Here is a 20,898-nt window from a genome sequence, read left to right on the forward strand (position 1 = left end):
GGTGCACCTTCCGGGGTGCGCCGCCCGTTGTCGTACGACTTGATGATCACCCACATACTGGGCACACGCACGCGTACGGAAGGGACTGGAGGGAGGCAAGAGGTGCCTGAGCAGCAGGAGCCGGAGGAGCGCAAGCCCTCGGACGAGGCGCGCAGCGCCTTCTCGGCTCCCGACGGGGTGGATCAGCCGGGTCCCCTGGAGGAGGACGCGCCGACCTCCGAGTTCGCGCTGCCGGCCGGGGTGCCCGAGCCCGAGCCGCTGGTCGAACAGGCCGCCTCGGCCTTCGCGCCGCCCAGCACCTACTCGGCCCGCGAGGCGCCGCACGCGACGATCACCACCGCCGGGCTGCCGCTGGTGCGGCTCTCCAAGGACGCGCCCTGGCAGGACCGGATGCGCACCATGCTGCGGATGCCGGTGGGCGAGCGGCCGGTGCCGGAGACGGCCCTGAAGACCGACGACTCCGGGCCCGCCGTGCCACGCGTGCTCGACCTGACGCTGCGTATCGGCGAGCTGCTGCTGGCGGGCGGCGAGGGCGCGGAGGACGTCGAGGCGGCGATGTTCGCGATCTGCCGCAGCTACGGCCTGGACCGCTGCGAGCCGACGGTGACCTTCACCCTGCTCTCCATCACCCACCAGCCCTCCCTTGTGGACGACCCGGTCACGGCGAACCGGACGGTACGCCGCCGGGGCACCGACTACACGCGCCTCGCGGCCGTGCACCGGCTCGTCACGGACATGACCAGCTCGGACCACGACGTCACCCTCGAAGAGGCCTACCGGCGGCTCGCGGAGATCCGCCGCAACCGGCACCCGTACCCCGGCTGGGTCCTCACCCTCGCCGCCGGGGTGCTCGCCGGGGCGGCCTCGGTGCTGGTCGGCGGCGGTGTGACGGTGTTCCTGGTGGCCGCGGCCGGCGCGATCCTCGGCGACCGGCTCGCCTGGCTCTGCGCGGCGCGCGGGCTGCCCGAGTTCTACCAGTTCGTGGTGGCCGCGATGCCGCCCGCCGCGATGGGCGTGGCGCTCAGCCTGCTCGGCTGGGATCTGCGGCCCTCGGCGGTCATCACCGGTGGCCTGTTCGCGCTGATCCCCGGGCGGGCCCTGGTGGCCGCCGTACAGGACGGCCTGACCGGCTTCTACATCACCGCCTCGGCCCGCCTCCTGGAGGTCACGTACTTCTTCGTGGCGATCGTGATCGGTGTCCTCACCGTGCTGTACGGGGGGCTCCAGGTCGACGCCAAGCTGAACCCCGAGGGCGCGCTGAGCCCCATCGAGCGGCCGGTGGTCCAGACGCTGGCGTCGATGGCGCTCTGTCTGACCTTCGCCGTCCTGCTCCAGCAGGAACGGTCCACCGTGTGGATCGCGACGCTGAACGGCGGGGTCGCCTGGGTGATCTACGCGTCGATCGCGGTCACCGCGAAGGGGTCGCCGATCATGGCGACGGCGGTGGCGGCGGGCCTTGTCGGCCTGTTCGGACAGCTGGTCGCGCGCTACCGCAACACATCGGCGCTGCCGTATGTGACGGCGGCGATCGGGCCGCTGCTGCCCGGTAGCGCCACGTACTTCGGGGTGCTGGCGATCGCCCAGAACCACCGGGACCAGGGGCTCGCCAACATCGCCAAGGCGGCGGCCCTGGCGATGGCGATCGCGATCGGGGTGAACCTCGGGAGCGAGATGTCCCGGCTGTTCCTGAAGGCGCCGGGGGCGGCGCGGAAGGCGGCGAAGCGGACGCGGGGGTTCTAGCGGACGCGCGGGTTCTAGCCGAAGTGTTCGACCGGTCTCAGCGCTTCGCGTGGCGCCTGCGCTGCTGGGTGGGGGGCGTCGAAGAGGGCCCCGGGCCCGTCTTCTTCGCCTTGGAGCGGGCCCTCAGGAACTCGATCGCGATCGGGATCACCGAGATCAGCACGATGGCGACCAGCATCATCTCGATGTTCTTGTGCACGAACTCGACATTGCCCAGCGCCGCGCCCAGCAGCGTCACGCCCGCGCCCCACAGCGTCCCGCCGATCACGTTGTACGTGATGAAGGAGCGGTAGTTCATCCGGCTCACGCCCGCGATGATCGGCGTGAACGTCCGGACGATGGGGACGAAACGGGCCAGCACCAGCGACTTCGGGCCGTACTTCTCGAAGAACTCGTGGGCCTTCTCCACGTTCTCCTGCTTGAAGAGCTTGGAGTCCGGCCGGTTGAAGAGCGAGGGGCCGACCTTGCGGCCGAACAGATAGCCCACCTGGTCGCCCAGGACGGCGGCGGCCACCACCGCCAGGCACACCAGCCACAGCGGGGTGTCGATCTTGCCGCTGGTGACCAGCAGACCCGTGGTGAACAGGAGCGAGTCGCCCGGCAGGAAGAAGCCGATGAGCAGGCCGGACTCGGCGAAGACGATCACCAGCAGACCGGCCAGGCCGAAGGACGACAGCAGCTGGTCGGGGTCCAGCCAGCTCGGACCGAGTGCGAGGTTGGTCACGGGTTCCGGCGCTCCTGGGTCAGGGGTCGGGATGGGGGCGCGTAAGCGCGCGTTGACGGGCCAAAGCTATCAACGCCTCCGGCCCGCCCCAGGTTCCACCGGGTTCCTGGGGATGCGCTGTGCCCTGGCGGGTACGAAGCTGAGTCCCAGGATCTCCAGGAAGGCGGCGTGATGGGCATCGAGGATTTTGGCGGCGGACAGGGCGCGCAGTCCGACGTACTGGTCGTGACCACGAACGACGTACCCGGCTATCAGGTCCAGCAGGTCATCGGCGAGGTCTTCGGCCTGACCGTGCGCTCACGGCACCTCGGCAGCCAGATCGGCGCCGGGCTGAAGTCCATGATCGGCGGCGAGCTGAAGGGGCTGACCAAGACGCTGGTGCAGACCCGCAACCAGGCCATGGAGCGGCTCGTCGAGCAGGCACGCGCGCGTGGGGCGAACGCCGTCCTCATGATGCGGTTCGACGTCACGGAGGCCGCCGACGTCGGGACGGAGGTCTGTGCGTACGGAACGGCCGTCGTGATCACCAAGCTCTGAGGCGGGACGGCCATGGCACTGCACCAGGGCGGCGACAAGAAGGCGCACGAGCACGGGAAGGACCAGGGGCGGCTCGCCCTCAACCCGTTCTACGGGGAGGCCGACCCGGTCGGCTCCATGACCTCGGCGCCGCCCCGGCACCGGCTGCCGGACCGGCCGCTGGCCCCCTCCACGGCGTACCAGCTCGTCCACGACGAACTGATGCTGGACGGCAACTCCCGGCTCAATCTGGCCACCTTCGTCACCACCTGGATGGAGCCGCAGGCGGCGGTGCTGATGGCGGAGTGCCGGGACAAGAACATGATCGACAAGGACGAGTACCCGCGCACCGCCGAGCTGGAGCGGCGCTGTGTGGCGATGCTCGCGGACCTGTGGCACGCGCCGGACCCGGCCGGGGCGGTGGGCTGCTCGACGACGGGCTCCAGCGAGGCGTGCATGCTCGCCGGGATGGCGCTCAAGCGGCGCTGGGCGAAGCGGAACGCGGACCGCTATCCGGGGCGGGACGCGGTGCCGAACCTGGTGATGGGCGTCAACGTCCAGGTCTGCTGGGAGAAGTTCTGCGCCTTCTGGGAGGTCGAGGCGCGCCAGGTCCCGATGGAGGGCGACCGCTTCCACCTCGACCCGCAGGCGGCGGCCGAGCTCTGCGACGAGAACACCATCGGCGTGGTCGGGATCCTCGGCTCCACCTTCGACGGATCGTACGAGCCGATCGCGGAACTCTGCGCGGCCCTCGACGCGTTGCAGGAGCGTACGGGCCTTGACGTGCCGGTCCATGTCGACGGGGCCTCGGGGGCGATGGTGGCGCCCTTCCTGGACGAGGACCTGGTGTGGGACTTCCGGCTGCCCAGGGTCGCCTCGATCAACACCTCCGGGCACAAGTACGGGCTGGTGTACCCGGGCGTCGGGTGGGCGCTGTGGCGCTCGGCGCGGGAGCTCCCGGAGGAGCTGGTCTTCCGGGTGAACTACCTGGGCGGCGACATGCCCACCTTCGCGCTGAACTTCTCCCGGCCGGGGGCGCAGGTGGTGGCGCAGTACTACACGTTCCTGCGGCTGGGCCGGGAAGGGTTCCGGGCGGTGCAGCAGACCACCCGTGACGTGGCGCGCACACTGGCCGGGCACATCGAGGCGCTGGGCGACTTCCGGCTGCTCACGCGCGGGAACGAGCTGCCGGTGTTCGCGTTCACGACGGCGCCGGAGGTGAAGCGGTTCGACGTGTTCGACGTGTCGCGGCGGCTTCGGGAGCGGGGCTGGCTGGTCCCGGCGTACACCTTCCCACCGCAGCGCGAGGACCTGTCGGTGCTGCGGGTGGTGTGCCGGAACGGGTTCTCGTCGGACCTGGCGGGGATGCTGGTGGAGGATCTGGGGCGGTTGCTACCGGAGTTGCGGCGGCAGTCGTCGCCGCTGGGGCGTGATGAGTCGGAGGCGACGGCGTTCCACCACTGAGTGGGGCGGGGTGCGGCGCCGTTCTGGCTGGGCGCCGTGTGCGACTGCGGATCGTGCGTGGTTGCTCGCGCAGTTCCCCGCGCCCCTGAGGCATCTGGGCTGCGCGCACCCGTTGCAGCGGCCCCCGACCCCTCAGGGGCGCGGGGAACTGCGCGACCAGCCCACCACCGGCCCGCAGACAAGCGCACTGCCCCGCTCACTCCCCGTCGTACGGGTTCTCCTCGCCGTCCGCCAGGATCCCCACGAACGGCTCCCCCTCGCCCGCGAAGCAGTACGCGCCGCCCTCGATCCTGGCGATCAGGCCCCCCGTCCACGTCGCCTCCGCGTCCGCCGAGTGGACCCACATGTTCATGATCTCGCCGATGTGGCCCAGGGACTCGGGGCCCTGCTCGGGGGTGTAGTACTCCGTCACCCGGGAGCGCCAGGCCGCCAGCCGCTCCAGGCGGTCGCGCAGCAGCGCCACCACCTCCGAGCGCGGCAGGTCGACCATGAAGCCGATCGCCGCCGAGAGCATGTCCATCTTCTGGTCGTACGAGGTCAGCGCCGCGCGCAGCAGTTTCAGATACTCCTCGCGCCCCGCCTCGGTCAGCTCGTACTCGGTGCGCGGCGGACCGCCCGCCGTGCTCGGCGCGATCTCGTGGGCGTGCAGCACGCCCTCCTTCGCCATCTGTTTGAGGGCGTGGTAGATCGAGCCGGGCTTGGCGTTGGACCACTCGTGGGCGCCCCAGTACTCCAGGTCGTTGCGGACCTGGTAGCCGTGCGCCCGGCCGTGCTGGCGGATCGCGCCGAGGACGAGGAGTCGGATCGCTGACATGCGCGTCAGCCTATGACCTCCGCCGTTCGCGAGAGCAACCAGCTGGTCGCTCAGAACGGGAAGAGGCTCCTCCCGTGCTGCACCGAGATCCACTTCTGGGTGGTGAAGGCCTCGATGGTCGAGTCGCCGTTCAGCCGCCCGAGCCCGGAGTACTTCTCGCCGCCGAACGACACCAGCGGCTCGTCCTGGATGGTCGAGTCGTTGACGTGGATCATCCCGGTGACGATCCGCTTGGCGAAGCGCACCCCCCGCTCCACGTTGCCGGTGTGGACGGCGCCGCTGAGGCCGTACGGGCTGTCGTTGGCCATCCGTACCGCCTCCTCCTCGCCGTCGAAGGAGAGCAGCAGCACCACCGGGCCGAAGATCTCCTGGCGCAGCAGCGGGGAGTCCTCGGGCAGCCCGGTCAGCACGGTCGGCTCGACCAGACTGCCGCGCGTACGGCCCCGTACCAGCGCGGTGGCGCCCTCGGCGAGGGCCTGGTCGACCAGCGAAGTGAGCGCTTCCGCCTGGAAGCTGTTGATGACCGGGCCGATGTCGGTGGCCGGGTCCGCCGGGTCGCCGGTCTTCAGGGCGGCCACGCGGGCGCAGAACTTCTCGGTGAACTTCTGCTCGATGCTGCGGTCCACCAGGACCCGGTTGGCGGCCATACAGACCTGGCCCTGGTAGACGAATCGGCTGAAAACCGCCGCCTCGACCGCGTAGTCGATGTCCGCGTCGTCCAGGACCACCAGCGCGCTGTTGCCGCTCAGCTCCAGGATGGCCCGTTTGAAGTGGCTCCCCGCGACGGCGGCCACATGACGGCCGGTGCGGTCGGAGCCCGCGAAGGATATGACCTTGGGGACCGGGTGCTCTATCAGCGCGTCGCCTATCTCGGCGATATCCGTGACCAGCACGTTCAGCAGCCCGGCGGGCAGGCCCGCGTCCTCGAAGATCTTGGCGATCAGCCCGCCGCCGACCACCGGCGCGTTCTGGTTCGGCTTGATCACCACCGCGTTGCCCAGCGCCAGGGCCGGCGCCACCGACTTGAGCGTCACCAGGAAGGGGAAGTTGAAGGGGCTGATCACCCCGACCACGCCGACCGGCAGCCGGTAGACGCGGTTCTCCTTGCCGTCGACGGGCGACGGCAGGATACGGCCCTCCGGCCGTATCGCCAGCTGTATCGCCTCGCGCAGGAACTCCTTGGCGAGGTGCACCTCGTACCCGGCCTTGAGGCGGGTGCCGCCCAGCTCGGTGACGATCGCCTCGATGATCTCCGACTCGCGCTCCTCGGTGATCCGCAGCGCGCGCTCGAAGACCAGTCTTCGGCTGTACGGGTTGGTCTCACCCCAGCCGGCCTGGGCGCGCTCGGCCGCGCGATAGGCCTCGTCGACCTCGTCCACCGTGGCGACCGTGATGGCCGCGAGCTTCTCCCCGTTGTACGGATCGAAGTCGATGATGTCCCACGACCCGCTGCCGGTGCGCCACTCGCCGTCGATGTACTGGTGGGCCAGGTCGGTGAAGAAGGACATGCCATCCCTTACTGCTGCCACTGCGCCGCCACCGTGTCCGTCGCGAACGTGTTCTTCGTCGCGTCCACTGTGTCCCCCGCTTCCGGTACACAATCCTGATGTGACGTCATCGTACTGACGTATCAGATGAGTTGGAGTAGTCCACGGAGAAGATCGCGGCTCTCCTCGGGTCCCGGGCTGTCCTTCTGGAGGCGTTCCATCGCCCGGTCGTACTGGGCGACCTCCTCCGGCTTGTCCAGATAGAGGGAGCTCGTGAGCTGCTCCAGATAGACGATGTCGGAGAGGTCGGACTCGGGGAAGCGCAGCAGGGTGAACGCCCCGCTCTCGCCCGCGTGGCCGCCGAAGCTGAACGGCATCACCTGGAGGGTCACGTTCGGCTGCTCGGACACCTCGATGAGGTGCTTCAACTGGCCGCGCATCACCTCCCGTTCGCCGTACGGGCGGCGCAGCGCCGCCTCGTCCAGGACCGCGTGGAACCTCGGCGCGCGCTCGGACACCAGCGCCTTCTGGCGCTCCAGGCGCAGCGCGACCCGGCGGTCGATCTCCGCGTTCGAGCCGTTGGGCATACCGCGCCTCACGACCGCTTGGGCGTACGCCTCGGTCTGCAACAGGCCGTGGACGAACTGCACTTCATAGATCCGGATCAGCGAGGCCGCGCCCTCCAGACCGATGTACGTCTGGAACCAGCCGGGCAGCACATCGCCGTAACTGTGCCACCAGCCCGCGATGTTGGCCTCTTTCGCGAGCCCCAGGAGCGACGCGCGCTCGGCGTCGTCGGTGACCCCGTAGAGCGTCAGCAGGTCTTCGACGTCCCTTGCCTTGAAGCTCACCCGCCCCAACTCCATACGACTGATCTTCGACTCCGACGCCCTGATCGAATACCCGGCAGCCTCACGGGTGATGCCCCGGGACTCGCGCAGGCGCCTGAGCTGTGAGCCCAGCAGAATGCGCCGGACCACCGACCCGCTCGACTCTCCTGCGGTCACTTCGCTGTCCCTCCCCAACCGACGGTGCACGGCAGTCTGCCACCAAAACGCTTCACCCCGTACTCAATCGATTACGGAAATGGTCAAGCTCTGAAATCGGCCGCGGGAAGAAATGAGCAACAATCACCACGGGGTTGGACAGGTCTGGCACGTGCACGTGCATCTGCCCTTGCATCAGGAGCGGGCATTCGGAACCATGGTCCCCGCGCACCTGCGTGCTCGTCTTGTGTCCTGCTGTGCCTAGCGTTCTGTTCTGCTGTACGCCACGTTCGCCTGTACCGCCACGGCCGCGAATCCCGGGAGTGCCTCGCATGGGGACGAATGGATCGACCATGCTGGAGCCGTTGGAGCCTTTAAGGCAGGCCCTCCCTCCCATCGACCCGTCCGCCGTGGCCAGTTCCGCGTCGTGCGCGCTGCCCGCCCGCTTCGAAGCCGTGCGCGGGGCCCGCCAGTTCACCAAGAAGACCCTCGGCCAGTGGGAGCTGTCGGAGCGCTTCGACGAGGTGGCCCTGGTCGTCTCGGAGCTCGTCACCAACGCCCTGCGGCACGCGCTGCCCGCCGACACCGTCCGGGAGAGCGACGCGCCGCCGGTGCGGCTGCATCTGATGCGCTGGACCAGCCGGCTGGTGTGCGCGGTGCGCGACCCCAGTGTGGACAGCCCGTCCTCGCCCGGCTCGGACGACTGCGACGCGGAGTCGGGGCGCGGCCTGTTCCTGGTGGACTCGTTCAGCGACTCCTGGGGCTGGCACCCGCTCACCGGCACGCTGAGCGGCAAGGTGGTCTGGGCCTTGTTCCGCCTCCAGCCGGCCGACTGACGACGCTCCACCCCCGTACGGCATGAGGGCCCCCTGGATGGGGGCCCGTTCGCGTGTCCGGGGGCGGCGTGGTCGCCGGGTGCTCAGTCGGTGATCAGGTGGTCGAACTCGCCGTCCTTGACGCCGAGGAGCATCGCCTCGATCTCCGCGCGCGTGTAGACCAGCGCCGGGCCGTCCGGAAACGTCGAGTTGCGGACGGCGACCCTTCCGCCCGGCAGCCGCGCGAACTCCACGCAGGTCCCCTGCGAGTTGCTGTGACGGCTCTTCTGCCAGACGACACCCTGAAGCTCTGTTGCCGCCATGCCGTTGTACGCGTGGTGCAAGGTCGCTCCCGGGGGATGTGCAGACGTACATCTGTGAAAGGTCAACTGCCCCGGATCATAGCCGTGTTCATGTGCGCCTGCATGAGCATATGCACGTGCACGCGCGGTACTCGGGCCGTTACAGGCATTCCACCGGGTTGGACTACTCGTCCACTGGGTATAGACGCGTCTCACGTCCCCCTGGTTCACGCGCTGGTAGCTTGTCGCGTCCGGAAACCGTCGAGGCAAGGGGATTTCGCAGTGCGCAGGCAGGTACGTATCGGAGCGGGCGCCGTGGCACTCGCCGGCTGTCTCGCCCTGGCCGGGTGCTCCAGCTCGGACGACGGCGGCAAGCCCAAGGACAAGAGCGCCGGCGCCACCGGGCAGAGCGCGAGCCCCAGCGCGAGCGGCGGCTCCGGCAACGGGAGCAGCGGCGGCGGCAAGGTGGCGGCCAAGGACATCGCCGGAGCCTGGGCGGCCGTCCTCCAGGGCAAGCCCACCGCCCTGGTCATCAGCGGGACGACCGTGGCGCTCGGCGGCGAACACACGTGCAGCGGCACGGTCAGCGACAACGGCATGGCGATGATCGAGCTGAAGTGTGCCGACGGGAACACCGACCGCGCGGCGGGCATGCCCTCGCTGAGCGCGGACGGCAAGACCCTCACGGTGAGGTGGGAGGGCGGGACGACCGACACCTTCACCAAGTCGCAGCTGGACGGCAAGCTGCCGACCGCGCTCCCGACCGCGGGCCTGCCGACTCCCTGACCTGCTGAGCCCCCTGACCTGCCGGCTCCCGCTCACTGACCTGCCGTGAGCTTCCTTTACGGGTCGTGACCCGCTCTGACGTCATGCCTCGCCGTCAGGCCGACTCCCTGCGGGACGGCGGACCGCTGTCCGTGACGGCCATCGGCGGGGCGGCCGGGGCGAGCGCGTCCGAGAGGTCGTCCAGGCAGCGGAGCAGCAGCCCCGCCCCCTTGCGCACCACGCGGTCGGACCGGTCGGGGCCCGCCCCGGCGTCCCACGCGGCCAGCGCCCGCGCCACCTCGCCCCACTCCGGCACCCGTCGCTCCCGCACGGCCTTCGCCCCGCGCTCGGTGGCGCGGCGCAGCGCCCCGGCGAACTCGGCCGCGGCCGGGACGGGGGGCGCGCCGCGCTCGGGGACGTGCGCCTCCATCAGCATCGCGATCCGGCCGAGATGGCCGACCGCCTCTCCGGCGCCCTCGGCCGCAGCCCTGGACAGCCCCCGGTGGCGTACCGGCTCGTGGGTGGCCCGGTCCAGGGCCTCCTGCCAGGCGACCCGGGCCGCACGGGTGTCGAGCAGCGCCCGGCGGACCTCCTCGGCGGACCCGGCGGGGTCGGCGTAACGGTCGGTGACGGCCGCCGCGTACCGCCCGCAGGCGGCCAGCCAGTCCGCGAGCCGGGTACGCAGCCGGGGTGTCTCCCACGCCGGGTACAGCGCGTACGCCGCCATCGCGAGCAGTCCGCCGAGCAGGGTGAGCAGCACCCGGTCGGGGGCGGTCTGGGTCCACTGGAGGCCGCCGGTGCCGAGCAGGAAGACCACGTACGCGGAGACACACGCGCTGGCCGCCGCGTATCCCGTACGCATCAGCAGGTACATCAGGAACGCGCAGAGCACCGCCAGCGCGGCCGACAGGCCGGGGCCGGGGTGGGTGAGCTGGACGATCGCGGTGGCGAGGGCCACGCCGACGAGGGTCCCGCCGAAGCGGGCGACCGCGCGGGAGTACGTCTGGGAGAAGTCGGGGCGCATCACCATGACCGCGGCCATCGGCGCCCAGTAGGCGTGGCCCAGGGGCAGCGCCTTGCCGAGGAGGTAGCCGACGGCGGCGACCGCGCAGACCCGGACCGCGTGCCGGAAGACCGGGGAGTCGCGACGGCCGAGCTCTCGGCGCATGGCGGCGAGGGCCAGCGGGACGAGCCGGGGCAGGGTGGGCCGCAGCAACGGCTCGGCGCTCCCGCCGCCGGTGCCCTCGGCCGTCTCCATGACGTCGCCGAGCAGTGCGGTCAGCCGGGTGGCGGCGCGCAGGGCGGGCCCGGTGAGGATCGCGCCGGTGTCGGGGGTGCGCAGGGCCGCCTCGGCGGGCGGCGGTACGCGGACGGCCTGGCCGTGCCGGATCGCGCGGGCCGCCGCGTCCAGTACGGAGGCGGCGGCGCCGAGCAGTTCACGCACCCGGTCGCGCTCGGGGCCCTCCTCCGGGACGCCGAGCGCGGGGTCCGCGAGGGAGGCGAGGACCGGCCGGATCCGCTCGGCCACACCCCTCGACCCGCGCAGCTCCGCCGGGCGGCGCCGGGCCTCCCGGGGCGTGACGGCGGCGGCGAGGCGGGCGGTCATCAGGGGCTCCGGGTCGAACGGGGCGCGGGGGTCGTGCCGCAGCCGCCGGGCGTAGTCGGCCACGGCGGCGAGGGCGTCCGCGAGCGCGTCGCGCTGGGCGCCCCAGCGGCGGATGGGGACGAGGACGACGAGGGCCGCCTGCACGACGCCCCCCACGGCGATCATCGCCGCGTGCCCGGCGGCGGCGGCGATCGAGGTGGGCAGGGTGACGGTGACCAGCATGATCGCCACGTTGGAGGAGGCGATGATCCCGGCGGTGGGGCCGACGGCCCAGGCCAGCCCCGCGACGAACGTCCACAGCGCGAGCAGGGCCAGGAAGAACGGGGAGTGGGCGCCGACCAGGTAGCCGAGGAAGGTCGAGATCGCGAGACTGGCGCCCGACGCCAGCGCCAGCACCGGGCGGGGACGCCAGCTGCGCTGGAACGTGGCGATGGCGGCCTGGAACGCGCCGAACGCGGAGCTCACGGCGGCGGTGGGGCCGAGGGTGACGAGGCTGACGCCGACGACGAGGGCGAGGCCGGTGGCGCCGCGCAGCGCGACGGCGGGTTCGAGCCGCCGCCGCTCGATGCTCAGGCCCGAACGGGCGGTCCCTCTCATGGCGGTGAGCCAGCCCATACGCCCGAGCGTATCCAGCCCCACCCCGCCCCTTCCCCTAACCCTCCGGGGGCGGGGGGTTTTCCTGGGGCGTGCTGGCCGCGCAGTTCCCCGCGCCCCTTTTTGTGCCCGGTCTTTGTCTGCGGCTGTGTGGGTGGCTGGCCGCGCAGTTCCCCGCGCCCCTGAGGGGTTGGGCCCGGCCGGGAAACCCAGCTCAGCCACCAGGCTTGGCCTTTAGGGGCGCGGGGAACTGCGCGAGCAACCGGCCACGGCCCGCAGACGAACGGGGGTTTCCAGGGGCGCGGGGAACTGCGCGACCAGCCCACCACGGTCCGCAGACGAACGAGGGCTTCAGGGGCGCGGGGAACTGCGCGCTCAACCCGCCACCGGCCCGCAGGTGACAGCCCGGCCGCCCGCCAGAGGGCTTTCGGGAAGGGGTGGGGTGGGGTGCGGAAAGCCCGCGCCGGCAGGCAAACCGGGGTGAAGGGCGCCGCGGCCCTCGGCCTAGCCCCGGCAGCCAAACCGGGGTAGAGGGGGCCGCGGCCCTCGCCCCAGCCCCGGCAGCCAAACCGGGGTGCGGCCGGGCGCAGCCCTCGGCGCGGGCGGGGTCACCCCCGTGGCAACCCCCGCCCCCCAGCCCCCCGCCGAGCCCGATCCGCCGCAGCCACACCCCCCTCCCACCCCGCCGCATCGGACGCCCCCCGCACCCGCGTCCGTACCGTCCGCGGAAACATCTCCTCCGCCCGCCCCGCGACCGCCACCGCCCGCGTGGCCAGCACCGGCAGCAGGTCGGCGGAGGCCGAGGACTCCACGTCCCGGGCCGTCGCCGACAGCAGGTCGCCCAGCCGGTTCGCGTACGCCAGCAGGAAGGACTGCCGGAACGTCTTCGTCCGCTTACGTCCACCCGCCCGCTGCAACGCCTCCGCCCGCGTCATCGCCGCAGTCCCCTGCACCAGCAGCGAGGTGTACAGCAGCTCGACCACCTCCAGGTCGGCCTCGAACCCCACGACCGTGGAGAAGCCGAACTCCCCGTTCCACACCGCCCGGCAGTGATTGGCCGAGGCGACCGCGTCGAGCAGGATCGCCTTGGCCGTCTCGTACGGCGCGTCCACCCCGATCCGGCACGCCCCGGGCGCATCCCCCCGGCGCTCCGCCCCCGCCAGCACCGCCTCGTCGATGCTGTGCAGCGCCATCAGCTCCTGCGCCTTGGCACTCAGCGCCTCCGCCTCCTGCGGGAACTCCGTCGCCTCCGCCTTGGCCAGCAGCCCCCGGATCCGCGTCAGCGCCTTCGGCTCACCGTGCGCCGGCGGCAGCTGCACGGGCGCTCCCGGCACCGGCCCCACCGGCTCGATCGCGGGCAGCCGCAGCAGCAGCCGGTACAGCTCGAGCACCGTCGTCGCGCGCGTGAAGCGGTCCTCCGGCCGTACGCCGCTCTCGCGGACGTCCTCCGCGAGTGCCTCGCACTGCGCGGCCCAGCGCGCCGGCAGCCGCTCGTACCGCTTCAGCTGTACGAAGACGAGCTCCGCCACCAGCCGCAGGTGCGGCTCCGCCAGCTCGCGCCGGACCATCCGTACGACATCGGCCGGCTGCCAGCCCCGCTCCCACGCTCGCCCGATCAGCTCCTGCCCGCGCAGCGCGAGCTCGGCGTCGGCGGACGGGTCGGCGGCGAGCAGCGAGGCGCCGGTGTCCAGATCCGCGTCCGACTCGGCGTACAGCGCGGCCGCCAGCGCCCGCTCGACCGTCGTCACCGTGCCGCGTCCCAGTCCCGGCGGGCCCGGGCGATCGCGTCGCGGTGGCCGATCGACCGGTCCGCGCGGGCCTTCACCAGATAGGTGAGGCTGTGGCCCCTCTCGGTCACCTCGTACTCGTCCTGCGGGGTCTCGCAGCTGATCACGGGATCGGTGATCACCCGCCCGCTCCCGGGGGCGGTCACCTCCGTGTGCCCCACTGACATCGAAGTGTCTCCTTACGCGCGCGTGCCGAACGCACACGATGGTCGCAGTTACCGAACACATCCACGAACCGCACCGCTCGTCAGCCACCCGGTGCGTCACTCCGTGCGTCGCCCTGTGCGCCGCTTCCCCTGGGGCCCTCGCCCCTCCCGGCCCGGACGGCCACCTCACGGCTCCCCTGGCCGGCCCCCGTGCCCTCGGCGGCCCCGACCTGGCCGTCGCCACTCCCGACACGGCCGACCTGCACGAACTCCTCGGCCGCGTCGCCGAGCGCCGTTGTCAGTGCCCGGTGCCACACTCGCACTCGTGGACGAGAAGTGGGCGGTGGACCCCACCGAGGACGGCGGGGCGCGGCTCGTCGCCCTCGGCCGGGACGGGCTGCCCGAGGGCCCCGTGGCGCACGAGCCCGATCTGGCCGAGGCGGTCCGGTCGCGGCCGGGCGTGGGGCGCTGGGTGTGGCGCTCCACCGCCGACATCTACCCCCGCCTGCTCGCCGCGGGCGTCCGCGTCGAGCGCTGTTACGACATCGAGGCCGCCGAGCTGCTCCTCCTAGGCCACGAGGGCCGCCTCGGCGAGCCCCGCTCGGCCGCCGCCGCCCTGGCCCGGCTGCACCACCTCCCCGTACCGCCGGATCCACCCGCCCGATCCGCCGAGCCGAGCCGTCAGTCCTCCCTCTTCGAACCGTCGAGCGGCACCTCGCTGCCCCTCGAAGCCCTGGTCGAGGTGTACGCGGAGCAGCAGCGCCGGCACGAGAAGGCCGAGCACCCCGGCCGGATGCGTCTGCTCACCGCCTCCGAGTCGGCCGGAACGCTGGTGGCCGCCGAGATGAACCGGGCGGGCCTGCCCTGGCGCGCGGACGTCCACCGCGCCCTGCTCCACGACCTGCTCGGCGAGCGGTACGCGGGCGGCGGCGAGCCCCGCCGGCTGGCCGAGCTCGCGGACGAGGTGTCCGCCGCTTTCGGCCGCCGGGTCCGGCCCGATCTGCCCGCCGACGTCATCAAGGCGTTCGCCGAGGCGGGCGTCCGGATCACCTCCACCCGCCGCTGGGCCCTGGAGGAGATCGACCATCCGGCGGTGGCCCCGCTGATCGCGTACAAGAAGCTCTACCGCATCTGGACCGCGCACGGCTGGAGCTGGCTGCACGACTGGGTGCGCGACGGCCGCTTCCGCCCCGAGTACATCCCGGGCGGTACGGTCAGCGGCCGCTGGACCGCCAACGGCGGCGGCGCGCTCCAGATTCCCAAGGTCATCCGGCAGGCGGTGGTCGCCGACGAGGGCTGGCGCCTGGTGGTGGCCGACGCCGACCAGATGGAGCCCCGGGTGCTCGCCGCCATCTCCCGCGACCCGGGGCTGATGGAAGTGGCCGGACACGACGGCGATCTCTACACCTCCCTTTCCGACCGCGCCTTCTCCGGTGACCGCGACCACGCCAAGCTGGCCCTGCTCGGCGCGATCTACGGTCAGACCTCCGGCGACGGCCTCAAGAACCTCGCCGCCCTGCGCCGCCGCTTCCCCCGTGCCGTGGCCTATGTGGACGACGCCGCGAAGGCGGGTGAGGAGGGCCGTCTCGTACGGACCTGGCTCGGCCGCACCAGCCCGCCCGCCGCCGGAGCGGACGACGGCGGTGAGGCGGGCCTCCCCCAGGAAGGCGGCGGCGAACTTCCCTCCCTCAATGGGGAGTTCACCCCCGGATACGCGTCCACCAACGCGCGCGCCCGGGGCCGCTTCACCCGCAACTTCGTCGTCCAGGGCAGCGCCGCCGACTGGGCCCTGCTGCTGCTCGCCGCGCTGCGCCAGGAGCTCGCGACCGCCGGAATGCGGGCGGAGCTGGTCTTCTTCCAGCACGACGAGGTCATCGTCCACTGTCCCGAGGCCGAGGCCCCCGAGGTGGTGCGGGCCATCCGCACCGCGAGCGCCCTGGCCGGCCGGATCGCCTTCGGGGAGACCCCGGTGCGCTTCCCGTTCACTACAGCGGTGGTGGAGCGGTACTCGGACGCCAAGTAACGCGCCCGCGCCTCGCTCCGCCGCCGCCCCACCGCGCGGCTAGCTCAGCTTCTCCCACTTCGGGTCCAGGGCTATCCCCTTCAGCTGGGCCATCGTCAGCGCGGGCGTGGCGCGCGTCGCCGGAGCGTTCTGGTTGCCCGTGTTGAACGCGCTGATCACCACGCGGAGTTCGTTCTGCCGGATCGTGTCGACCGTCCACCACACCACGCCCGCACCGCCCTTCTCGCCCGGCCGCTGCTCCTCGCTGACGCGGGTGCCGTTGGGGAGGGTCGTCACCGAGCCGTGGAGCGGCACATCCCCCATGCCGGGCTGGACGTTGATGCCGACCAGGCTCCTGCCCTTGCCGTCGTCCACGACCGCGAACGCGTAGCCACCCTGGTTCCCCTGGTCGACGACCTTGAGGGCCTTCGGCAGGGAGGCGACCAGCTCGCGCTGCATCGACGCCCCGCTCGGCTCGCCCCGGCGCACCGGCTCCCGGCCCGGTATCTTGGCCCCGGCCATGGTCTTCTTCCACACCTCGGCTGTGACCAGCGCCTTCATCTGCGCCCCGGTCAGGGGCGGGTCGACGCGCGTGGTCTGCGCGCCCTTCTCAGCGGGCGCGTTGTACTCGCTGGCGTCGATCAGCACGCCCTTAGGAGTCACCAGGGTGGCCCGCCAGTCCTTCGTGTCCTCGCGGTGGTCGGGGTACTCGTACGTCTGCAGGAACGCGAACCGTGAGCCGTCGGGGAGCACTTCCGCCGTGCAGTGGTCGTAGTCGGCGATCGCCCTCGACGGGCACGTCACATACTCGGTGGCGCTCTGGCTCGTCGGATCGATCATGCGCAGCGAGATGCCGACCGATCCCTTGCCCTTGCCGTCGTCGAAGACCACCGACGCGTTCGGCGTGGGGTACTTGTCGTGCGGGCCGTCCGTGCCCTCGCCCCGCTCGTCACTCGTCCTGCCCTGCGGCAGCTGCGCGATGAGGTTTTTGATCATCTGCTCCGCGCTGACCGACACCTTGTCCGGAAGCGTCGGCTTGGGCGGCGCCGCCACCGACGCGGCCGTGCCGCCGGAGCCCCGGGAGCCGGACGAGCCGCCGACAAGGCCGCTCGCCCAGGCACCGCCGAGGCCCACGGCGGCCAGCGCCACCACACTGCCGGTCACGGTGGCGGCCCGGCGTCGGGCCAGCCTGCGGCGGCCGCTGTTCAGGGCCCCGTCGACCAGCGCGCGGCTGTCCTGCGGGACGAATCCGTCACCGGTGCTGCGGATCGCTTCGCCGATCCGGTCTTCGAAAGGCATGGTGGAACCCCACTCCTCGCTTCATGGTCAGTGGCTGGTGGCTCGGGCTCGTAAGCCAGAAGCCGTAAGTCGTCAGTGGTGAGCGGCGGTAGTCGTGAGCGGTGAGCCGCGGTTGGTGATGCGCGGTTCATGCGCGGTTGGTTTCGCGGCCGGGTCGCCGGTCCCCGTATCCGGTTCCCGGCTCCCGGTCAGAGCGCGGCGAGTTCCGCCAAAGTGCCACCCAGTTGTTCGCGGAGCTTGGCCAGCGCGCGCACCGAGCGCGTGCGCACCGCTGCCGAGCTGACCCGCATCGCCTCGGCTGTCTCCTCCACACTCCGGTCCTCCCAGTACCTCAGGACCACCACCGCCCGGTCCTTGGGCGCGAGCCGGGCGAGCGCGTCGAGCAGCGCGAGCCGCAGGGCCGGGTCCCCGGCCGTGGTGACGGCGTGGTCCGGGAGCTCACCGAGGGGCCGTTCGTCGGCCGAGCGCCTTCGCCGGTGGGTGAGGAACGTGCGCACGAGGATCGTCTGCGCGTATGCCGCGGGGTTGTCGATCCGGGAGACCCGGCCCCACAGTGCGTACATCCGCCCCAGCGTCTCCTGCACCAGGTCCTCGGCGAGATGGGTGTCCCCGCTGGTCAGCAGGCACGCCGAGCGGAAGAGATGGTTCGCGCGCCCGGACGCGAACTCAAGGAACTCCTCCGTCCGCGTCTGGCGCGCCTTGCGTTGTTGTTTCGGCTGCCTCTGCTGCCCCGGCCTTCTCATGCTCTCCCCCGACCCCTTGACCTCCCCTACACCTCATTGACGCGTTGGGGGCCCGAGAATGTTTCACCCGCCTTCCGCGCCGCCCCGCCCGGCACCGGACCGCCCCGCTACCGCGCCGCCCCGCCACGCCTCCGCGTCCAGCCCCGCCAGCAGCTCCGCCACCTCCGCGTACGCCTTGGGAGCGCCGCCCTCCAGGGCCTTCAGCGCCAGCTCCCACTGGGCCCGGGCCTCGGCGGCACGGCCGCGTGACCGCTCCAGCCGGCCGTACTCGCGCCTGCCGAGCCCCTCGGTGTACGCGTCGCACCTCTCCACGGCCTGGTCCAGCAGGTCCGCGCAGGCCGCGTACGCCTCGTCGGTGCGGCCCAGCTCGCCCAGCACCCGCACCAGGCCGACCCAGGACTGGGAGCGGCCGTGCCAGTCGCCCTGCTCGCCGAGGATCCGCAGCGCCCGCTCGAAGTGGCCGACGGCGTCGGCCCATTCGCCCAGGGTGACGTGCGCGTACCCGATGTTGCAGTGCGCGGTGTGCACCAGGAGCTCGCTGCCGATGCGGCAGCCGGTCGCCAGGCTGCGCTCGTGGTAGTCGATGGCCAGCCGCGCGTCGGTGTGCTCGTACAGGTTGCCCAGGTGGCTGAGGATGATCGCCTCGCCGTAGGCGTCGTCGAGTTCGCGAGTCAGGGCGAGGCTCCGCTCCAGCGGCTCGGCCGCCTCGGCGTGCCGGCCGAGGCGCTCCAGGAGCATGCCCCGGTTGGCCAGCGTGCGCTGGGTGCGGCCCCGCTCGCCGAGCTCCTGCCACAGCGCGATCGCCTCGTCGTTGAGGGCCAGCGCCTCCTCGATACGGCTGGCCAGGAAGTGTGCCCCGGCCAAGTCACCTAGGGCGTGCGCCTGCGCCACCCGGTCGCCGCTCGCCCGGGCGGCGGTCAGGACGAACCGGTTGAGATGGCGCAGCGCGGCGTACTTCCCCCGGTACTGAAGATGACTGAAATACGCCCTGACCAGCAGAAACACAGTGGGTGAGCGGTGTGCGTACCGTTCGGTGAGCGTCACCACGGCGGGCAGTTCGCGGTCACCCCAGGCCAGTGCGGCAGCCGTGTCCGGGAAGGGGGCGGCGTCGCCGACGGGGTCGGGGACCCGGGCCGGGCCCTCGCGCTCGGGCGGGGCGAGGACCAGGCCGCTCTGCCGGGCGGCCTCCGCGTACCACCGCAGCCCGCGCTCGACGGCCGCCTCCCGCTCCTCGTCGTGGGCCGCCAGCTCCCGCGCGAAGTCGCGCACCAGATCGTGTGGCGCGTACCGCCCGTACGAGGTCTCGTCCAGCAGTGCCACCTCGACGAGGCGGTCCAGGGCCGCCCCCGCACGCTGCTCCGGCAGGCCCATCAGCCGGGCGACGACGGGCACCTCGTACGCGGGCAGATCGAGCGCGCCCAGCCGGCGCAGCGCGAGCGCCGCGTCCGGGTCGAGCGCGCCGAGCGCGACGGCGAGTGAGCGGCGCACGCTCAGATCGTCGTACTCCAGGTGGTCCAGGCGCCCGTCCTCGGCGTCCAGGAGCCCGGCGAGCGCGTCGGGGGTGAGCGCGCTGCGGGCGGCGAGCCGCGCGGCCGCGACCCTCAGCGCCAGCGGCAGCCGCCCGCAGAGGTCGACCAACCGGGCCGCTCCCTCGGCCAGTTCGCGCCCGGAGACGGCCCGCAGCAGCCGCAGGCTCTCGGCCGCCGTCATCGGGGCGAGCGGGAAGCGGGTCGCGCCGTCGAGCGCGGCCAGCGGCGAACGGCTGGTCACGACCACCGCGCAGCCGCCCCCGGCGGGCAGCAGCGGCCGCACCTGGGCGGCGGAGCCCGCGTCGTCGAGGACGAGGAGCGTACGGGTCGGGGCCAGCCGGGACCGCAGCAGCGCGGCGGCCGCGTCGGCGGTGTCGGGGATGCTGCGGGAGTCGACGCCCAGCGCGTTGAGCAGCGCGGCGATCGCCTGGATCGGCGGCAGCGCGGTGAGTCCGGGGGTCGCGCCGCGCAGGTTCAGATACAGCTGCCCGTCCGGGAACTCCTCGCGCAGTGCGTGCGCCACCTGGACGGCGAGCGCGCTCTTCCCGACGCCCGCCATGCCGGTGATCACGGCGAGGGGGGCGGCGAGGGCGCTTTCGGGCCGGGCGGTGGCCTCGTTTCGCGGAGGGAAGGTCTCCGTCCGCGCGGGCTCGGTGAGAGCGGCCGGGTCGCCGGGGGGTGTCGGCCCGCACGGGGTGCGTACGGGAGTGCCCGGTGGCGCGTCCGACCCGGCGCGCGCCTCTGGTCGGCGCCCCTGGGTCAGTACGACCCTGAGCTCTCTCACCAGTTCGTCGCGGCCGGTGAAGTGGGCGGGCCCGGGCGGCAGCTGGGCCGGCGCGGGCAGCTCCGCGCGCGGGGTGGGCTCGCGCAGGATCTCCTGGTACGCCTCCTGTACGACGGGCCCCGGATCGACGCCCAGCTCCTCCACCAGGGTGCGGCGCAGCCGCTGGTGCACGGCGAGCGCCTCCGCCTGGCGCCCGGTGCGGTACAGCACCAGCATCAGCTGCCGGTGGAAGGCCTCGCGCAGCGGGAACTCGGCGGTCAGCGCCGCCAGTTCCGGCCCGATGCCCTCGTGGCGGCCGAGCCGCAGCTCCGCCTCGTACTTCCACTCCAGGACGAGCAGCCGGGTCTCGGCGAGCCGCTGGACGAGGGCGGGCTCGCCGTCCTCGGGGTCGTAGAGCCCGCTGAGCGGGGCGCCGCGCCACAGTGCGAGGGCGGCGGCGGTCTCCTCGGCCACCACCGGCCAGTCGCCCTGGTTGTGCGCGGCCAGCGCCACGCGCGCGTGGGCCTCGAACACCTGGGAGTCGAGCTCGCCCGGGCCGACCCGCAGGACGTACCCCGGCGGCACGGCCCGTACCCGGTCCTCGGAGTCGAGCAGGCGCCGCAGCCGGGCCACGTGGTTGTGCAGGGACGCGGTGGCGGAGGCGGGCGGCTCGTCGCCCCACAGGGCCAGCTTCAGGTCGTCGCTGGGGACGACCCTGCCCGGCCGCATCAGAAGGGCCGCGAGCAGGGAGCCGACCTTGCCGCTTCCGACGGGCGCGCCGCCCACGGTCAGCGGCCCGAGCAGGCCGAATCGCAC

Annotated in this window: 17 protein-coding genes; 6 read left to right on the plus strand and 11 right to left on the minus strand. The window is 72.5% G+C overall.

What is annotated here, in order from left to right:
* The first annotated feature begins 42 nt into the window (after positions 1–42).
* A complete protein-coding gene (locus ABD236_RS25625; protein ID WP_344077298.1) occupies positions 43–1,740 on the plus strand; it encodes a threonine/serine exporter family protein in 1,698 nt (565 codons plus the stop codon).
* 37 nt (positions 1,741–1,777) lie between these two features.
* On the opposite strand, the gene ABD236_RS25630 is transcribed toward ABD236_RS25625, so the two are convergent.
* Complete coding sequence (locus tag ABD236_RS25630; protein ID WP_344077300.1) at positions 1,778–2,464, minus strand: DedA family protein; 687 nt, start codon at positions 2,462–2,464, stop codon at positions 1,778–1,780.
* A gap of 171 nt (positions 2,465–2,635) precedes the next feature.
* Between ABD236_RS25630 and ABD236_RS25635 the strand changes: the two genes are divergently transcribed.
* Complete coding sequence (locus tag ABD236_RS25635) at positions 2,636–3,001, plus strand: YbjQ family protein (RefSeq protein WP_344077302.1); 366 nt, start codon at positions 2,636–2,638, stop codon at positions 2,999–3,001.
* A 12-nt stretch (positions 3,002–3,013) separates the two neighbouring features.
* On the plus strand, positions 3,014–4,444 hold the full coding sequence (gad, locus tag ABD236_RS25640; protein WP_344077304.1) for a glutamate decarboxylase: 1,431 nt from the start codon (positions 3,014–3,016) through the stop codon (positions 4,442–4,444).
* A 196-nt stretch (positions 4,445–4,640) separates the two neighbouring features.
* Here gad and ABD236_RS25645 read toward each other — a convergent pair whose 3' ends face one another.
* The 3 genes from ABD236_RS25645 to ABD236_RS25655 form a co-directional block, all read right to left on the minus strand.
* On the minus strand, positions 4,641–5,258 hold the full coding sequence (locus ABD236_RS25645) for a PadR family transcriptional regulator (protein WP_344077306.1): 618 nt from the start codon (positions 5,256–5,258) through the stop codon (positions 4,641–4,643).
* Positions 5,259–5,308: 50 nt separating this feature from the next.
* Entirely contained in the window at positions 5,309–6,766 is a 1,458-nt protein-coding gene (locus ABD236_RS25650) for an aldehyde dehydrogenase family protein (RefSeq protein ID WP_344077309.1), read from the minus strand.
* A 122-nt stretch (positions 6,767–6,888) separates the two neighbouring features.
* A complete protein-coding gene (locus tag ABD236_RS25655; RefSeq protein WP_344077312.1) occupies positions 6,889–7,752 on the minus strand; it encodes a helix-turn-helix domain-containing protein in 864 nt (287 codons plus the stop codon).
* Positions 7,753–8,063: 311 nt separating this feature from the next.
* Between ABD236_RS25655 and ABD236_RS25660 the strand changes: the two genes are divergently transcribed.
* Positions 8,064–8,567 (plus strand): ATP-binding protein, encoded by a 504-nt coding sequence (locus ABD236_RS25660; RefSeq protein ID WP_344077314.1) that lies wholly within the window; start codon positions 8,064–8,066, stop codon positions 8,565–8,567.
* 83 nt (positions 8,568–8,650) lie between these two features.
* On the opposite strand, the gene ABD236_RS25665 is transcribed toward ABD236_RS25660, so the two are convergent.
* Positions 8,651–8,890: a DUF397 domain-containing protein gene (locus ABD236_RS25665; protein ID WP_180357232.1), complete on the minus strand. Its 240-nt coding sequence runs from the start codon at positions 8,888–8,890 to the stop codon at positions 8,651–8,653.
* Between the two features lie 240 nt (positions 8,891–9,130).
* Here ABD236_RS25665 and ABD236_RS25670 point away from each other — a divergent pair, with 240 nt between their 5' ends.
* On the plus strand, positions 9,131–9,634 hold the full coding sequence (locus tag ABD236_RS25670; protein ID WP_344077315.1) for a hypothetical protein: 504 nt from the start codon (positions 9,131–9,133) through the stop codon (positions 9,632–9,634).
* 94 nt (positions 9,635–9,728) lie between these two features.
* On the opposite strand, the gene ABD236_RS25675 is transcribed toward ABD236_RS25670, so the two are convergent.
* The 3 genes from ABD236_RS25675 to ABD236_RS25685 form a co-directional block, all read right to left on the minus strand.
* On the minus strand, positions 9,729–11,834 hold the full coding sequence (locus tag ABD236_RS25675) for an FUSC family protein (protein ID WP_344077317.1): 2,106 nt from the start codon (positions 11,832–11,834) through the stop codon (positions 9,729–9,731).
* Between the two features lie 587 nt (positions 11,835–12,421).
* Complete coding sequence (locus ABD236_RS25680; protein ID WP_344077319.1) at positions 12,422–13,561, minus strand: DUF2786 domain-containing protein; 1,140 nt, start codon at positions 13,559–13,561, stop codon at positions 12,422–12,424.
* Positions 13,558–13,767 carry a hypothetical protein gene (locus ABD236_RS25685; protein WP_344077321.1) on the minus strand — a complete coding sequence of 70 codons (210 nt, stop codon included), beginning with the start codon at positions 13,765–13,767 and terminating at the stop codon, positions 13,558–13,560. The genes ABD236_RS25680 and ABD236_RS25685 overlap by 4 nt, the downstream gene beginning before the upstream one ends.
* A gap of 304 nt (positions 13,768–14,071) precedes the next feature.
* Here ABD236_RS25685 and ABD236_RS25690 point away from each other — a divergent pair, with 304 nt between their 5' ends.
* Positions 14,072–15,769 carry a bifunctional 3'-5' exonuclease/DNA polymerase gene (locus ABD236_RS25690; RefSeq protein ID WP_344077323.1) on the plus strand — a complete coding sequence of 566 codons (1,698 nt, stop codon included), beginning with the start codon at positions 14,072–14,074 and terminating at the stop codon, positions 15,767–15,769.
* A gap of 39 nt (positions 15,770–15,808) precedes the next feature.
* On the opposite strand, the gene ABD236_RS25695 is transcribed toward ABD236_RS25690, so the two are convergent.
* From ABD236_RS25695 to ABD236_RS25705, 3 genes are all read right to left on the minus strand, one after another.
* Entirely contained in the window at positions 15,809–17,047 is a 1,239-nt protein-coding gene (locus tag ABD236_RS25695; RefSeq protein ID WP_344077325.1) for a hypothetical protein, read from the minus strand.
* A gap of 188 nt (positions 17,048–17,235) precedes the next feature.
* Positions 17,236–17,790 carry a SigE family RNA polymerase sigma factor gene (locus tag ABD236_RS25700; RefSeq protein WP_344077327.1) on the minus strand — a complete coding sequence of 185 codons (555 nt, stop codon included), beginning with the start codon at positions 17,788–17,790 and terminating at the stop codon, positions 17,236–17,238.
* Positions 17,791–17,853: 63 nt separating this feature from the next.
* Positions 17,854–20,898 carry an AfsR/SARP family transcriptional regulator gene (locus ABD236_RS25705; protein ID WP_425543957.1) on the minus strand — a complete coding sequence of 1,015 codons (3,045 nt, stop codon included), beginning with the start codon at positions 20,896–20,898 and terminating at the stop codon, positions 17,854–17,856.

The sequence above is a fragment of the Streptomyces crystallinus genome, from assembly GCF_039521265.1.
Taxonomy (GTDB): Bacteria; Actinomycetota; Actinomycetes; order Streptomycetales; family Streptomycetaceae; genus Streptomyces; species Streptomyces crystallinus.

Coding starts and splice junctions, on each gene's coding strand:
- ABD236_RS25675 (WP_344077317.1), bottom strand. CDS start 11,834: ATGGGCTGGCTCACCGCCATGAGAGGGACCGCCCGTTCGGGCCTGAGC.
- ABD236_RS25695 (WP_344077325.1), bottom strand. CDS start 17,047: ATGCCTTTCGAAGACCGGATCGGCGAAGCGATCCGCAGCACCGGTGAC.
- ABD236_RS25660 (WP_344077314.1), top strand. CDS start 8,064: ATGGGGACGAATGGATCGACCATGCTGGAGCCGTTGGAGCCTTTAAGG.
- ABD236_RS25645 (WP_344077306.1), bottom strand. CDS start 5,258: ATGTCAGCGATCCGACTCCTCGTCCTCGGCGCGATCCGCCAGCACGGC.
- ABD236_RS25685 (WP_344077321.1), bottom strand. CDS start 13,767: ATGTCAGTGGGGCACACGGAGGTGACCGCCCCCGGGAGCGGGCGGGTG.
- gad (WP_344077304.1), top strand. CDS start 3,014: ATGGCACTGCACCAGGGCGGCGACAAGAAGGCGCACGAGCACGGGAAG.
- ABD236_RS25700 (WP_344077327.1), bottom strand. CDS start 17,790: ATGAGAAGGCCGGGGCAGCAGAGGCAGCCGAAACAACAACGCAAGGCG.
- ABD236_RS25625 (WP_344077298.1), top strand. CDS start 43: ATGATCACCCACATACTGGGCACACGCACGCGTACGGAAGGGACTGGA.
- ABD236_RS25635 (WP_344077302.1), top strand. CDS start 2,636: ATGGGCATCGAGGATTTTGGCGGCGGACAGGGCGCGCAGTCCGACGTA.
- ABD236_RS25650 (WP_344077309.1), bottom strand. CDS start 6,766: ATGTCCTTCTTCACCGACCTGGCCCACCAGTACATCGACGGCGAGTGG.